This window comes from Maritalea sp. (genome assembly GCF_047634455.1).
Lineage (GTDB): Bacteria > Pseudomonadota > Alphaproteobacteria > Rhizobiales > Devosiaceae > Maritalea.
Window position 1 is genome coordinate 1 of record NZ_JBLIAI010000035.1, and the last position, 13,066, is coordinate 13,066.

15 protein-coding genes and 1 tRNA gene are annotated in these 13,066 nt (G+C 48.9%); 8 read left to right on the forward strand and 8 right to left on the reverse strand.

The features are described 5' to 3' along the window. The coding region (locus ACJAZW_RS09960; RefSeq protein ID WP_415157606.1) for an MFS transporter at nucleotides 1-1,085 on the forward strand (1,085 nt) is incomplete at its 5' end. 10 nt (nucleotides 1,086-1,095) lie between these two features. On the opposite strand, the gene ACJAZW_RS09965 is transcribed toward ACJAZW_RS09960, so the two are convergent. Next, entirely contained in the window at nucleotides 1,096-1,647 is a 552-nt protein-coding gene (locus tag ACJAZW_RS09965; RefSeq protein ID WP_415157608.1) for an RBBP9/YdeN family alpha/beta hydrolase, read from the reverse strand. An 82-nt stretch (nucleotides 1,648-1,729) separates the two neighbouring features. Between ACJAZW_RS09965 and ACJAZW_RS09970 the strand changes: the two genes are divergently transcribed. Together ACJAZW_RS09970 and ACJAZW_RS09975 are read left to right on the forward strand one after the other, a co-directional pair. After that, nucleotides 1,730-2,068 (forward strand): ArsR/SmtB family transcription factor, encoded by a 339-nt coding sequence (locus ACJAZW_RS09970; protein ID WP_415157610.1) that lies wholly within the window; start codon nucleotides 1,730-1,732, stop codon nucleotides 2,066-2,068. After that, complete coding sequence (locus ACJAZW_RS09975) at nucleotides 2,061-2,510, forward strand: SRPBCC family protein (protein WP_415157612.1); 450 nt, start codon at nucleotides 2,061-2,063, stop codon at nucleotides 2,508-2,510. The genes ACJAZW_RS09970 and ACJAZW_RS09975 overlap by 8 nt, the downstream gene beginning before the upstream one ends. Here the strand turns inward: ACJAZW_RS09975 and ACJAZW_RS09980 are convergent. From ACJAZW_RS09980 to rpe, 3 genes are all read right to left on the reverse strand, one after another. Continuing rightward, entirely contained in the window at nucleotides 2,479-3,375 is an 897-nt protein-coding gene (locus ACJAZW_RS09980; RefSeq protein ID WP_415157614.1) for an EamA family transporter, read from the reverse strand. The two genes, ACJAZW_RS09975 and ACJAZW_RS09980, sit on opposite strands and share 32 nt — an antisense overlap. Before the next feature lie 74 nt (nucleotides 3,376-3,449). Then, nucleotides 3,450-4,757 (reverse strand): adenylosuccinate lyase, encoded by a 1,308-nt coding sequence (gene purB / locus ACJAZW_RS09985; RefSeq protein ID WP_415157616.1) that lies wholly within the window; start codon nucleotides 4,755-4,757, stop codon nucleotides 3,450-3,452. 42 nt (nucleotides 4,758-4,799) lie between these two features. Further along, nucleotides 4,800-5,480, reverse strand: coding sequence for a ribulose-phosphate 3-epimerase (gene rpe / locus ACJAZW_RS09990; protein ID WP_415157618.1), 681 nt, complete (start codon nucleotides 5,478-5,480; stop codon nucleotides 4,800-4,802). A 202-nt stretch (nucleotides 5,481-5,682) separates the two neighbouring features. Here rpe and ACJAZW_RS09995 point away from each other — a divergent pair, with 202 nt between their 5' ends. Together ACJAZW_RS09995 and ACJAZW_RS10000 are read left to right on the forward strand one after the other, a co-directional pair. Continuing rightward, nucleotides 5,683-6,420: a cytochrome c biogenesis CcdA family protein gene (locus tag ACJAZW_RS09995; RefSeq protein ID WP_415157620.1), complete on the forward strand. Its 738-nt coding sequence runs from the start codon at nucleotides 5,683-5,685 to the stop codon at nucleotides 6,418-6,420. A 115-nt stretch (nucleotides 6,421-6,535) separates the two neighbouring features. Continuing rightward, nucleotides 6,536-7,735: a GNAT family N-acetyltransferase gene (locus tag ACJAZW_RS10000; RefSeq protein WP_415157622.1), complete on the forward strand. Its 1,200-nt coding sequence runs from the start codon at nucleotides 6,536-6,538 to the stop codon at nucleotides 7,733-7,735. A gap of 5 nt (nucleotides 7,736-7,740) precedes the next feature. Here ACJAZW_RS10000 and radC read toward each other — a convergent pair whose 3' ends face one another. Genes radC through sfsA form a run of 3 tightly spaced genes read right to left on the reverse strand, consistent with a single transcriptional unit; the run spans nucleotide 7,741 to nucleotide 10,042 of the window. Next, nucleotides 7,741-8,472, reverse strand: a complete 732-nt coding sequence (gene radC / locus ACJAZW_RS10005) for a RadC family protein (RefSeq protein ID WP_415157624.1) — start codon at nucleotides 8,470-8,472, stop codon at nucleotides 7,741-7,743. Beyond that, nucleotides 8,472-9,302, reverse strand: a complete 831-nt coding sequence (gene map / locus ACJAZW_RS10010; RefSeq protein ID WP_415157626.1) for a type I methionyl aminopeptidase — start codon at nucleotides 9,300-9,302, stop codon at nucleotides 8,472-8,474. Before map ends, radC begins: the two co-directional genes overlap by 1 nt. Nucleotides 9,303-9,331: 29 nt before the next feature. Further along, nucleotides 9,332-10,042: a DNA/RNA nuclease SfsA gene (sfsA, locus tag ACJAZW_RS10015; RefSeq protein WP_415157628.1), complete on the reverse strand. Its 711-nt coding sequence runs from the start codon at nucleotides 10,040-10,042 to the stop codon at nucleotides 9,332-9,334. A gap of 92 nt (nucleotides 10,043-10,134) precedes the next feature. Here sfsA and ACJAZW_RS10020 point away from each other — a divergent pair, with 92 nt between their 5' ends. The 3 genes from ACJAZW_RS10020 (at nucleotide 10,135) to ACJAZW_RS10030 (ending at nucleotide 12,768) form a co-directional block, all read left to right on the forward strand. Beyond that, nucleotides 10,135-10,893, forward strand: coding sequence for a competence/damage-inducible protein A (locus tag ACJAZW_RS10020; RefSeq protein ID WP_415157630.1), 759 nt, complete (start codon nucleotides 10,135-10,137; stop codon nucleotides 10,891-10,893). A gap of 11 nt (nucleotides 10,894-10,904) precedes the next feature. Further along, complete coding sequence (gpt, locus tag ACJAZW_RS10025) at nucleotides 10,905-11,408, forward strand: xanthine phosphoribosyltransferase (protein ID WP_415157632.1); 504 nt, start codon at nucleotides 10,905-10,907, stop codon at nucleotides 11,406-11,408. 298 nt (nucleotides 11,409-11,706) lie between these two features. Continuing rightward, nucleotides 11,707-12,768: a hypothetical protein gene (locus tag ACJAZW_RS10030; protein WP_415157634.1), complete on the forward strand. Its 1,062-nt coding sequence runs from the start codon at nucleotides 11,707-11,709 to the stop codon at nucleotides 12,766-12,768. Between the two features lie 93 nt (nucleotides 12,769-12,861). On the opposite strand, the gene ACJAZW_RS10035 is transcribed toward ACJAZW_RS10030, so the two are convergent. After that, nucleotides 12,862-12,948: transfer RNA gene (locus ACJAZW_RS10035), tRNA-Leu, on the reverse strand. Nucleotides 12,949-13,066 lie beyond the last annotated feature (118 nt).

Below are 13,066 nucleotides of genomic sequence, written 5' to 3' on the forward strand. Positions count from 1 at the left end.
AAATTTATGCGCTGATATTTGTTTTGAACGCGTGTTCGGCTGGTTTTACCCCAACATTTCAATCGATCATTCCACAATTGTTTGCCGACGAAGAGGACTACACCAAAGCGCTTAGTATGGCGCGATTGGCTTATGACTTAGAAAATCTGTTAAGCCCGACCATTGCGGCGGCTCTGCTGTTGGTGCTGAGCTTTGATGTGTTTTTTGTCGCCAACGCCTTGGCGTTCGTCATTTCGTCTGGTTTGGTTCTGTCTGCAAATTTGCCAAGTGTTGTAGATATGCAAGACAAAGCACTAAGTGCAAAAGACAAGATTGCGCAGGGCTTCCAAATCTACCGCAAAACACCGCGTTTGATGGGTATGCTGGCGATGTTTTTTGTGGTCTCAGCTGCCGGGGCTATGGTGATTGTAAATACCGTCGTTTTGGTGCGTGGCCAATTTGGCGGCGGGGAAAGTATGGTCGCCATTGCGATGAGTGCTTTTGGGCTTGGTTCGCTAGTTGCTGCTTTGATGGTGCCGCGTCTGGTCAAACGTTTGGGCGATCAGGCTGTAATGCGGCGTGGTGGTTGGCTGTTAGGGGTCACATTGGCCTTGGCGGGATATGTTGGTCAGTTTCAGCTGTTATTAGTCATCTGGTTTTTGTTGGGCATTGGTTATTCGTTGGTGCAAACACCTGCCGGGCGCGTGTTAAGGCGTTCCGCGAGTGACACGGATTTACCGAAATTATTTGCCGCGCAGTTCACACTCAGCCATGCGGCGTGGTTGATTAGCTATCCACTGGCAGGCTGGATGGCGATTGCCTTTGGTTTTCAGACGGCGTTTTTGGTGTTCGCATTGGCATCGCTTGTCGCAATGTTTGTGTCGCAGCAGCTTTGGCAAAATGATGATCCCGCTGAAATTGAACATCAGCATGACGAACTTTATCACGATCATATGCATTATCATGGCCCGCATCATCAGCACGTTCATGAGGGGTCAGAAGGGCCAGAGCCACACCGGCATCCGCACAAGCATATTGCGGTTACGCACAGCCATAATTATGTGATCGACGGTCACCATACAGAATGGCCAGCGAAAACGAACTAGGGTTCAGACCCTAAAGGTTCTTCATCAGATTGGCGAAGGCCATCAGACCTTCGGGCCATGCACCAAATCCAGCGTCTGGATTAACATGACCCAGCTCGCCCGCATTGTTGAATGCAGAGCCCCAAGCCAAGCCCAATTCAGCAGATGCTTCAATGCTGCAAAATGGGTCGTTTGAAGACGCAAGCAAGATCGATGGAAATGGCAGCGGATCGCGCGGCGTTGGGGCGAACCCCATAATTTGTTTGGGTATGCCCTTTTTGCGATCAAGGTCGGGTGCTGCGACCAACAGTGCGCCCACAACCTTGCTGTCTGTCAACTGGGCTGCGACATGTGCAATGGTAATCACGCCAAGCGAATGACCGATAAGCACGACCGGGCGGGTGGCCATCATGATTTCGCGCAAGACATTGCCAACCCATTTTTCAAGGTTTGGATTTACCCAGTCTTCTTGTTCCACGATTCGCGCGGTGGTCATTTTTTGTGCCCAGCCATATTGCCAGTGCCCTACGGGAGAGCCTTGGTAACCAGGGATGATAAGGATGTCTGCTTCAGCTATTTTCATAAAGTCTTGGTGCACAATTCATCGCTGCGATGCAAGCCAAAAACGTCTTGACTCATTCGTAAGTATATACTAACGGTTAGTAATGACTTACGAGACAGTATATAACGCGAACGATAAAATGTGGGCCGCACTTGGCGATCCGACCCGGCGTGCAATTTTTGAAATTGTGTCTGATCGGCACAGAGGTGTGCAAGAAATTGCGGATGTGCTGCCGGTCACTCGCCCAGCCGTTTCGCAGCATTTAAAGCTATTGGATGAGGCGGGGCTGGTGCAAGCGCACAAGGTGGGTCGCCAGCGCATTTATTCGGCAAATCCAAAGGCGTTGAAAGACTTGCGGGACTGGCTCGACCAATATTGGACCGACGCGATGCACAATTTTGCACAAGCGGCAGATAAAGATGAGGAGAAGCAAAATGATTGAGCCTGTAATTGTGGAAGTAACGACAAAAAAGAACCCAAAGGATGCTTTTGCATTTTTCACGGGACACATGCATCAATTCTGGCCACAGAATCACTCAATAGGTGAGGGGGAGCGCTCAGACCTGATTGTTGACATGCATGAAGGTGGGCGTTGGTACGAAGTGTGTGGGGGCAAGGAATGTGACTGGGGAAAGGTTCTTGAATTTGTACCAGGCGAGAAGATTTTGTTCGCGTGGCACCTAAATGCTGATTGGGAGTTTGATCCCGATGTTTATACAGAAGTGGTGGTAGAGTTTGCGCCACATGAAAGCGGCACGAGGGTACGGTTGACCCATTCGAAGTTGGAGAGGTTTGGTTCTAACGCACCAAAAATGCGCGAGGCTCTTGGTGCCACAGGTGGTTGGCAGGAAATTATAGGGGCTTTTGCAAAAATTGCAGCTTAAGAAAAGCGAAGAGCCGCGCCCCGAAAACATTGAGCAGGAGGCCAAAAAAGATTACAGCGCCGCCAATTATCGCCAATAGGCCCATGCTTTCACCTAATATAAGAACACCCGATAATATCCCGAAAATAGGAACCAACAAGGAGAATGGCGCCACCATGCCGGCGGTATATTTTTTCAACAATTGGTTCCAAATCGCAAAGCCTATGACTGTTGCAGGGTAAGCGAGAAAAAATATCGACCCGGTTCCAATCCAGGTTGGGTTGGTAAAGGTATTGATGATCAAGCCATGATCTTCAGAAGCCCATGAAAGAGCAAATAGCGGCAATGGCGGGATCAAGCTTGTCCAAATTACAAAACTGAACATATCAATCTGACCGACTTTTTTTGAAATGATATTGGCTACGCCCCAAAACATTGCTGCGATGATCAACAGCATAAAGGGGAACAGCTTTGCCTCTGCGGCTTGTTCGCTGCCCATAATTGCAATGCCAGAAAATGCGACAAGCGCGCCCACAATTTGCCAGAGCTTTGGCACCTCTTTTAAGAGAACAAAGGCGAAGCCGATGGTGAAAAATGCTTGTAGTTGCATGATGACGGATGACAAGGAAGCGCTCATGCCGAGCTTTATTGAGAAGAACAAAAGCCCGAATTGTATGGCCCCTAAACTCATACCGTAGGCGATGATGTAACCCCATCCTGTGGCTGGCTTTTTCATGAAAAAGACCAATGGGAATGCCGCGAATAAAAATCTCAAGCCAGTCAATAAAAGCGGTGGAACTTCGGCAACGCCAACTTTGATGACGACGAAATTGAAGCCCCAAATGGCAACAACAAGTATGGCGAGCAGAATGTCGCGAATAGTCATTTGTGATGGCCTAAAGAAGAAGGTGGGCGTTGCGGCCCACCTTTTCAATCAATTCTAATTTGGTCAAGTCGAAGTTATGCTTCACCAAATACCCGTGTGAAGATCGTATCAACATGCTTCATGTGATAGGCATCATCAAACATATCATCGATTTGTGCGTCCGTAAGCGATGCAGAAACATCGTCATCTGCTTTCAAGAACCCGGCGAAATCACCCTCGCCACGCCATACTTTCATGGCGTTGCGTTGCACGGCGCTATAGCTGTCTTCGCGGGACATGCCTGCTTGGGTCAGAGCCAACAACACGCGTTGCGAGTTGTGGAGGCCACCAAGTTTGTCCATGTTGGCTTTCATAGTCTCTGGGTAAACTAACAGGTTTTCGATGACGTTGGTTAAGCGCACCAAAGCAAAATCCAACGTTACCGTGGCGTCTGGGCCAATCATGCGCTCAACAGAAGAGTGAGAAATGTCGCGCTCGTGCCAAAGCGCTACGTTTTCCATCGCTGGTGTTACTGCCATGCGCACGATCCGCGCCAAACCAGTGAGGTTCTCTGTTAGGATTGGATTGCGCTTATGCGGCATTGCGGACGAGCCTTTTTGGCCCTTAGAGAAAAACTCTTCAGCCTCCAAAACCTCAGTGCGCTGTAGGTGACGCACTTCAATGGCGAGGCGCTCGATGGAAGAAGCGATAACGCCCAAAGTTGCAAAATACATAGCGTGGCGGTCACGTGGAATCACTTGAGTTGAAACCGATTCTGGAGAAAGCCCCATTTGCTCAGCCACATAAACTTCAACGCTTGGATCAATATTGGCGAATGTGCCAATAGCGCCGGAGATCGCGCAAGTGGCGATTTCTTCGCGGGCATTGATCAGGCGTTTTTTGCAACGATCGAACTCAGCATAAGCTTGCGCCAGCTTAATGCCGAACGTTGTTGGTTCGGCATGTATGCCGTGGCTGCGGCCAATAGTGATGGTCATCTTGTGCTCAAACGCGCGCTTTTTAAGTGCGGTGAGCAACTTATCCATATCGTCTAAAAGCAAGTCAGTTGCTTTGACCAGTTGCACATTGAAACAGGTGTCCAATACGTCTGATGAAGTCATGCCTTGGTGGACGAAACGGGCTTCTGGTCCGACGATTTCTGCAAGGTGTGTCAAAAACGCGATGACATCGTGCTTCACTTCGCGCTCGATTTCGTCGATGCGATCAACATTAAACTGAGCGTCTTTGCCTTTTGCCCAAATAACGTCTGCCGCTTCTTGTGGCACGACACCCATTTTAACTTGCGCTGTGGCCGCGTGCGCTTCGATATCAAACCAGATTTTGAACTTTGATTCAGGAGACCAGATATCGGTCATTTGCTTGCGAGAATAACGTGGGATCATGGGTTTGGCTGTCTTTCTGAAATCTTTGATTCAGGAATTGGGTTAGTTGCGACCGGCGAGGGCGGCGTTGCGAATTGCATTCATACGTGGACCATAGGTTGTTGGGTCGTTGCCTTTGTAAACGGCAGAACCTGCGACCAAAGCGGTAGCACCCGCCGCGGCAATTTCGCCAGCATTGTGCTCGGTAACACCGCCATCAACCTCAATGTCAATTTGACGATTGCCGATCAGCGCTTTTGCTTGTCGGATTTTTTCCAGCGCTTGCGGGATAAACGCCTGGCCTCCAAAGCCCGGGTTTACGCTCATGATCAGAATTAGATCAAGCCGGTCGATGACATTTTCGATGACCGAAATTGGGGTGCTTGGGTTCAATGAAACGCCAGCTTTTTTACCCAGATTGCGGATGGCTTGCAGGGAACGGTCAAGATGTGGACCCGCTTCTGCATGTACGGTGATGATGTCCGAGCCCGCTTTGGCGAATGCTTCAAGATAGGCGTCGGCCGGGGAAATCATTAGATGCACATCGAGGATCTTTTTTGTGATCGGGCGGATCGCTTCAACAATCATGGGGCCGATGGTGATATTGGGTACAAAGTGACCATCCATCACATCCACATGAACCCATTCGCATCCGGCATCGTCGATGGCTTTTACCTCTTCACCAAGGCGGGCAAAGTCGGCGGAAAGAATGGAAGGGGCGATCTTGATGGGCAAGTCGGTCATCACGCTGTCCAATATATCTAAGGAGGTTATGAGGCGCGGGTTAGCACATGTTTTTGGTGCTGCCAATTGGTCGAAGGGCGAAAGAGCCTGATTTCTTAGTTTTTGGGCGATTCTCAACAAGAATCACATTCGCTTGAGTGCGACAGTGATGCTCTTGCCCCTTTGCTGACAATGGGGCATTAGAGGGACGAATGGAGTTGATATGATATCTTTTAGCATCCCTGTTGTTTTTTTTGCCGGTATATTGAGTTTCCTCTCGCCCTGCGTTTTGCCATTGGTGCCGCCATATCTTAGCTATATGGGGGGAACGACGTTCGAAGAGCTTCGCCGTGAAGGCGGCACGGGCAGTGCTGCCTGGTGGCGCACAGTCATTACATCTCTTTTCTTCATTCTTGGATTTTCGACAATTTTTATCGGAATGGGCGCGACCGCGACCTATTTTGGCGAAATGCTGCGCTCATCACTGTCTTGGCTCACTATGGTGGCAGGCATCGGTATTATTGTAATGGGCCTGCATTTCTTGGGGCTATTAAAGATTGGCTTTTTAACTCGGCAATTCAAATTTCGGGGGCCTTCTGTCGCGACAGGACCTCTAGGTGGCTACTTACTCGGGCTAGCCTTTGCGGTAGGGTGGACGCCATGTATTGGTCCTGTTCTTGCGGCGGTGCTGACCATTTCAGCTAGTTCTGACACCGCTATAGAGGGGGCAGGATTGTTAGCTGTTTACTCTTTGGGTTTGGGTGTGCCGTTTTTTGCAGCTGCGCTGGCGGTGCGACCCTTCATGAAATTCTTCTCAAAGTTCAAGAAAAACCTTGGCACGGTTGAAAAAGTCATGGGCGGATTTTTGGTGGTCACGGGCATATTGTTTCTTACGGGTGATTTCACTCGGATTAGCTTTTGGCTGCTTGATACGTTCCCCGCGCTGCAAAGTTTTGGGTAGTATTAACCCTAAAGTCAATTGATTGCCGACTAAGCGCCAACGTTTGATATCCTTTGCATAGGTTTTAATATCTTTTGAGTGAGAATACTCCGTAAATATTTGGGGTAAAGCGCGAATGCGATCTGACAAACACATGGATGTACGTGCGGCAAATTTCGCCGAAAATGCACACGCTGAGTGGAAACCCATTTTCTCGGTCAGCACCAGCATATTCGATGTAGAGCCCCAGTGGCGTGCGCTTGAGGAATTTGGTCTTCAATCCCCCGGTCAGTCATTTGATTTTGTTCGGTCGTGGATCGAAACAACTCATGTGCCGACGCAAAAGCAATTTTACGTAACCGCATATTTGGGCAAACAACCATTAATGTTGCTGCCGCTTACTGTGCGCAAGAAACTGGGTGCCACGATATTAACGTGGTTTGTGGGTTCTCACGTTGCTTGCAATGGGCCGCTGATTAATGCCGAATTATTTCGCCAACTGACGGCAGAACAGCGGTATGCGTTTTGGCAAAGCCTTGTGAAGGCCCTTCCTGTTTCTGACGCGCTATATTTGCCGGGTTTGCTCACAGGTGAAGCAGCCGAATTTGAAGCTTTTGAAGGCGTGGGTCAAAAATCTGTTTGTGATTACATTTACAGAACTCGATTCGACAGTTGGGAAGAGTGCGACAAATCCCGTCGAGATAGAAAGCGCCGCAGGCGCGACAAGCAACATAGGCAAAAGCTTGAGGCCCAAGGCGAAGTTGAACTCATCGAGGTCACAGAGCCGGATGAAGCAAAACATGTGCTTGATTTGATGTTTGAGCAAAAGCAGCACCGCTTTGAGCAGCTTGGAATTGACAATCCATTTGCGTCGCAGCAGGTGCGCGAAGTTTACTTTGACGTGATTGGCAAATCAAAGTCTATCAAACCAATTTTGTTCGCGCTGCGCCTAAATGATCAGATTATTTCGGTGCGATATTGCATTGGGCATCAGAAAAACTTGTTTATGCTGATTTCGTCGATGAGTGACGACGATGATATATTGGCTGGTTCACCTGGAAATCAGTGTGTTTTGGAAATTCTTCGCAACAGCCTGGATTTGGATCGTTTCACAATGGTTGATATCGGGGTTGGAGAATCTTATGAAAAGCGCCGCTGGTGCAACGAATTGGTTCCAGTGATCAATCGTTTCATCCCCAGAACGATCACTGGTTGGGCATTCTTCGCGGCACAGGCGTTTCTTGAGCGCCTAAAAATGCTGGTCAAGGGGAATAGCGCCCTGTTCGGGTTTTACAAAGCTATCCGCGGCATATTGCCACCAATTTTGCGCACCTAATTCGGTTAGAAAAGTTTTAAGCCGCGCATGGACGCATGACCGTCTTTGGCGATGATGATGTGGTCGTGAACGGTTATGCCCAAAGGCTTTGCAATTTCATCTATCGCCCGTGTCATTTGAATGTCTGCATTTGAAGGCGTTGGGTCGCCTGATGGGTGATTGTGCAGCAAAATCAGCGCAGTAGCGGATAATTCTAATGACCGTTTGATGACTTCTCGTGGATATACTGGTGTGTGGTCCACAGTGCCTATTTGCTGGACTTCGTCTGCGATCAGTTTGTTCTTTTTGTCGAGAAACAGGATGCGAAATTGTTCCTTGTTTTCGTACGCCATTTGCGTGTGACAATAATCGAGCAATTCAGACCATGACCCGAGAATGGGGCGGTCTGGCACTTTTGATCTTGAAAATCGTTGGCTCGCGGCCAGAATAACCTTGAGATCTGTGACAACGGTTGGGCCAAGTCCGTCCACCTCTTGCAGCAATGCTGGTGGGGCAGACAAGACTTCAGAGAAGCTGCCAAACCGCTTAATCAAAGCCTTTGCGATTGGTTTGGTGTCGCGACGCGGCAACAGCCGAAATAACAATAATTCGAGCAGTTCATAATCCTGCATGCCCTCAGCGCCTGACGCTTGAAATCGGGCGCGTAAACGGTCACGATGGCCGTGATAATGGGGCTGTGGCGCCTCAGACATACCCGACATTTTTGACTTGTCGGAGCTCTTTGGCTCGTCGTTCATTACCGACTTGCCTCTAGCGGATTAAACAGGCCATTTGGGCTTTGCGTGAATATTTCGCAACCTGTTTCTGTGATGCCGATTGAATGCTCGCATTGCGCAGATAATGTGCGGTCACGGGTGACAGCGGTCCAGCCATCTGCCAACACTTTGACGTGCTGGCGGCCCAGATTGATCATTGGTTCGATGGTAAAGATCATACCAGGTTTGAGTTCGGGGCCAGATCCGGGTGTGCCAAAATGCATAATATTTGGTTCGTCATGGAATAGGCGACCCAGGCCATGCCCGACAAAATCGCGCACGACGGATGTACGTTCGCCTTCCGCATAGGATTGTATGGCGGCGCCAATGTCGCCCGTTGTGTTGCCCGGTTTTGCCACCGCCAAGGCGCGGGCGAGGCTTTCATAAGTCACCTCAATCAACCGCTCAGCTTTGCGCGAAATCTCGCCGATGGGGTACATGCGGCTGGTGTCGCCGTGCCAACCGTCAACCACCAGCGTGATATCGATATTGACGATGTCGCCGTTTTTCAACTGCTTTTCATTGGGAATGCCGTGGCACACCACATGGTTGATGCTGGTACAAACCGAGTGGCGGTAACCGCGATAATTCAGCGTTGCGGGCACCGCATTATTGTCCTTGGCAAATTCATAGGCAATGCGGTCCAGATGCGCAGTGGTTACACCGGGTTGCGCGTGCTCGTACATAATGTCGAGCGCCTGTGCGGCGAGGGCACCTGCTTTGCGCATGCCTTCAAAGCCCTCTTTTCCATGCAGCGGGATAATGCCGGGGGTGCGTTTTTGATTTGGGTTTGCCGTACTATATGTGACCATAATTCTTCTCAATTCACGTTGAGCGCAAACTAGCGTGAAGGCATCAAAATTGGAAGCCTAGAGGCAACGCAAATTTCTTCAATATTGATGTCGCAATCATAGCACAAAAATTCAACCCCTGCCCGATGTGCTTCATAAGCCGCCGCTGCATATTTGGGCGCTAGGTCTTGGGCAAACGAAAAGCGGTCGCAATCAACGCGTTGCACCAGATAAAGGTTTATCGCACGGTGGCCAGCTGCCACCATGTTTGCGAGTTCTTTCAAATGTTTAACGCCACGATCTGTTTCGCAATCGGGAAATACCGCTAACCCATTACCCCGAGAAAGGTGGACATTTTTGACCTCCAAATAGGTCATGCGCTCGGATTCTGGGTTCAATAGGAAATCGATGCGTGAATTCTCGCCATATTTCACTTCTGCTTTGAATGTTTCATATGGTGCCAACTCTTCAATTGCGTTGCTTGCCAGCGCTTCACCGATTATTTTGTTTGGATAATTGGTGTTGATGCCAACTAACCCGGTGGGAAGCTTGACCAGTTCAAGCGAGTATTTCAGTTTTCGTTTAGGGTTGTCGGATTTAGAAACATAAACCGGTAGCCCGGGCATATTGAGGCCCAACATAGCACCTGGGTTGGCGCAATGAGCTGTGATTAATTCGCCGTTTTCCAATGCAATATCCGCAAGGAAGCGTTTATAGCGTTTAATCAAAGTGCCGCGCAAAAGCGGTGAGGGAAGGCGCAAATTTAACTCCGGATGATTGTCTTCAGGAACAGAACAGACTTGCAATTGTTGTTGGCCTTGGGCATTCAGTCAAGCAAAGAGTGGGTGAGTTGATGACGAACAATCAGACAAAAATGCGCATAACCGCCGGCATGTTGGTGATCGGTGACGAAATTCTTTCTGGTCGCACTAAAGATCAAAACATTGGAACAGTTGCTGACTTTTGTTCTGACCTGAATATTGAACTGTGCGAAGTGCGGGTTATTGCCGACGAAATTGACGACATTGTGAAAGCTGTAAATGCGTTGCGCGAAAAATTCACTTACGTTTTCACCACAGGCGGTATTGGCCCGACGCACGACGACATCACAGCGGATGGTATTGCGGCGGCATTTGATGTGGAGTTGCGTGTGGACGATCGTGCCATCAAGATGATGCAAGATCGATTTACCGACTATCCAATGAATGAAGGGCGTTTGCGCATGGCGCGAATCCCTGAAGGTGGCGACCTCATTCCCAATACAGTTTCTGGTGCGCCCGGCATTATAATGGATAATGTCTATGTGATGGCAGGGGTGCCAAAAATCATGCAGGGCATGTTGGAAGCGATTGCGCCAACACTTGAGACTGGAATAGAAGTGTTTAGTGCCACTTGCGACTCACAGGTTGGGGAAAGTTCGCTTTCTGAACCGCTTGCAGCATTGCAAATGTCTTACCCAACAGTCAAAATCGGCTCTTACCCGCAAATGGGGTTTGATCGTTATATGACGCAGATTGTTTTGCGTTCGTCTGATAAGTCCTTGTTGGACGAAGCAACGCAAAAGGTGCGTGACATCATCGCTGCGGCAACGCAGAGCAAATTGAAGATTTAAAGAGGGTGGCCATGAGCGTACCGCAAAATAAAAGTTTCCCCGTTTCTTGGGATCAGTTTCACCGTGATTCCCGTGCGTTGGCTTGGCGTTTGAATGCTGAAGGCCCGTTTGATGCGATCGTGTGTATCACGCGCGGTGGCTTGGTGCCTGCCGCAATCATTGCCCGCGAATTGGGCATTCGCGTGATCGAGAGTGTTTCTGTCGCCTCCTATGACAACAAAGATCAGGGCGAGTTGAAAGTCTTAAAGCCAGTTGCCGACAGCATATTGGCCCTGGATGCAGGCGAGGACAGCAAGGTCTTGATTATTGATGATTTGGTGGACACAGGCAAAACCGGTCGGGCCGTGCAAGCTATGTTGCCAAATGCGCATTTCGCCACGGTTTACGCCAAGCCTTTGGCCCGCGATTTGGTGAATAGTTTTGTCACCGAAGTCTCGCAAGATACGTGGATTTATTTCCCGTGGGATATGGATGTTTCTTACGCGCCACCCATTCGTGATGGTATGGGCGACTAGTAAGCCACCGAGACTGCGGCCAAGTTCCATTGTGTGTGATTGAGATATTGCACACAGACCTTTGGCGTGTCTGCGTGCTGGGCTCGTCGTAGGTATTATCTGGTCCAGAAATTGACTTAGCTCAAAGCTGTCTCCTCGGCATCAGCTAATTTGGATGGTGCTGACGTGCGGCTGGTTTGCCACATGCTGGGTACCCCATTTGAGATGGTAGAAACGCGTCTTCAGCACCAAGGATATGCATGTCGTTGGCATGAACCTCTCGTTGTGTCCTCTTGGGCCATTTTTTTGAAGGAACAACATGTCAGCGAGCAAAAAAGAGTTGCAATTCAATTTCCTACAAGACAATTGCGGCCCCACAATAAGGCACTTGCTTTCGCGCTATCCCGGGGAGGTGCAGAAAGACGACCTTAAGGAGAATTACGATGTTCTACTTCAAATGCCTGAGGTCTTATACTGGAAGGGTCTAATTCCGACAGAGGCTACGGGTGTAACTGTACTGGGAAGTCGCGATGCTTGTTTCGAGAACTCATTCGGAATGCTCTTGCAATTTGGCTTGTCGGTAAATGATATTCTTAGCCAAGACTTGCTTCAAGTCTACATTGATTTTCTTGCTACAAACACAGGTGATGGTATCTACGAATCGTTGGCACGCTATGTCGTTGCCGGATACTTGTTTGCAGCTGGTTGCTCCGTTGAGCTGGTGAATAAAACTGTCCTGAGTAGAATTGATGTCCTGTTCGAACTCGTCACAACATCACCCTTTAAACACGACATATACGTGGATGCCACAGATCACGCTGTACCAAGCGCTTACAAGTCGAGAAAACTGGTAAACCCAATTCTTTATCAAAGAGGTGAACTTGAGCTTCCATTAGTTCATGACGTTTTCATATTTTCGAAAATTTATGATCGCGTGTCTGGAGATTACAAAAAGAAGATCGATGCGATTGTTGCGCACATCGCCGACGAAAAATACCAATCTCTTGACTACGGATACGGCATCATCAAAACCAAAGAGAATAAGTTCCATGCGATGGGGTGGAGCGCACATATGCCTTTGTTCAATGAACAACTCTCAAGCGAGTATTTCAAAAAGGGGCTGATTTTCAGAATGGCGCTGTTTTCTCGATTTGATAATGCGGGCATCCGAAAATGGATTGAAAATATTCTTGCGACGTTTGAAGAGTATCAAGTCGACGATTGTCGGTATTGTTTTTCAAGCACCTTGTTGCCGGAAACAAAGAACTCGTATTTCTTAAATGGTCGGCACACTTCTCTTAATGAGAACAGAAGGAAAAAAAGCGGAAGAATAGTTGAGTCTACTTATTACGCTTTCCTTGCCAATCAATGCCTCGATTAGCTCTACATGTTGCACAGAACAATAAGATGCTGAACCAGATCATATGCATTGAGCCGCGTGACTGGTGAAAAAGGGTGCTGCAAATGCAAGTTATGGTGCGGACGACGGGACTTGAACCCGTAAGCCGATTAAGGCGAGGGATTTTAAGTCCCTTGTGTATACCAATTTCACCACGTCCGCGAAATCGAAGGTGAATTACTTCAGGCGTCGGTTTGTCATAAAATCGACGTCATTTCAATGGGTAAGTTCGGTCCAATTTGCATTGCTGGTGGTAAATGGGATGTGGAGCACAATTCTT

Excerpts from the sequence above, each read along its gene's own strand:
- radC (WP_415157624.1), bottom strand. The coding sequence starts at position 8,472 with ATGAACGACGAGCCAAAGAGCTCCGACAAGTCAAAAATGTCGGGTATG.
- map (WP_415157626.1), bottom strand. The coding sequence starts at position 9,302 with ATGGTCACATATAGTACGGCAAACCCAAATCAAAAACGCACCCCCGGC.
- rpe (WP_415157618.1), bottom strand. The coding sequence starts at position 5,480 with ATGACCGACTTGCCCATCAAGATCGCCCCTTCCATTCTTTCCGCCGAC.
- ACJAZW_RS09995 (WP_415157620.1), top strand. The coding sequence starts at position 5,683 with ATGATATCTTTTAGCATCCCTGTTGTTTTTTTTGCCGGTATATTGAGT.
- ACJAZW_RS09965 (WP_415157608.1), bottom strand. The coding sequence starts at position 1,647 with ATGAAAATAGCTGAAGCAGACATCCTTATCATCCCTGGTTACCAAGGC.
- purB (WP_415157616.1), bottom strand. The coding sequence starts at position 4,757 with ATGATCCCACGTTATTCTCGCAAGCAAATGACCGATATCTGGTCTCCT.
- ACJAZW_RS09980 (WP_415157614.1), bottom strand. The coding sequence starts at position 3,375 with ATGACTATTCGCGACATTCTGCTCGCCATACTTGTTGTTGCCATTTGG.
- ACJAZW_RS10030 (WP_415157634.1), top strand. The coding sequence starts at position 11,707 with ATGTCAGCGAGCAAAAAAGAGTTGCAATTCAATTTCCTACAAGACAAT.
- ACJAZW_RS09975 (WP_415157612.1), top strand. The coding sequence starts at position 2,061 with ATGATTGAGCCTGTAATTGTGGAAGTAACGACAAAAAAGAACCCAAAG.
- gpt (WP_415157632.1), top strand. The coding sequence starts at position 10,905 with ATGAGCGTACCGCAAAATAAAAGTTTCCCCGTTTCTTGGGATCAGTTT.
- ACJAZW_RS10000 (WP_415157622.1), top strand. The coding sequence starts at position 6,536 with ATGCGATCTGACAAACACATGGATGTACGTGCGGCAAATTTCGCCGAA.
- ACJAZW_RS10020 (WP_415157630.1), top strand. The coding sequence starts at position 10,135 with ATGACGAACAATCAGACAAAAATGCGCATAACCGCCGGCATGTTGGTG.
- ACJAZW_RS09970 (WP_415157610.1), top strand. The coding sequence starts at position 1,730 with ATGACTTACGAGACAGTATATAACGCGAACGATAAAATGTGGGCCGCA.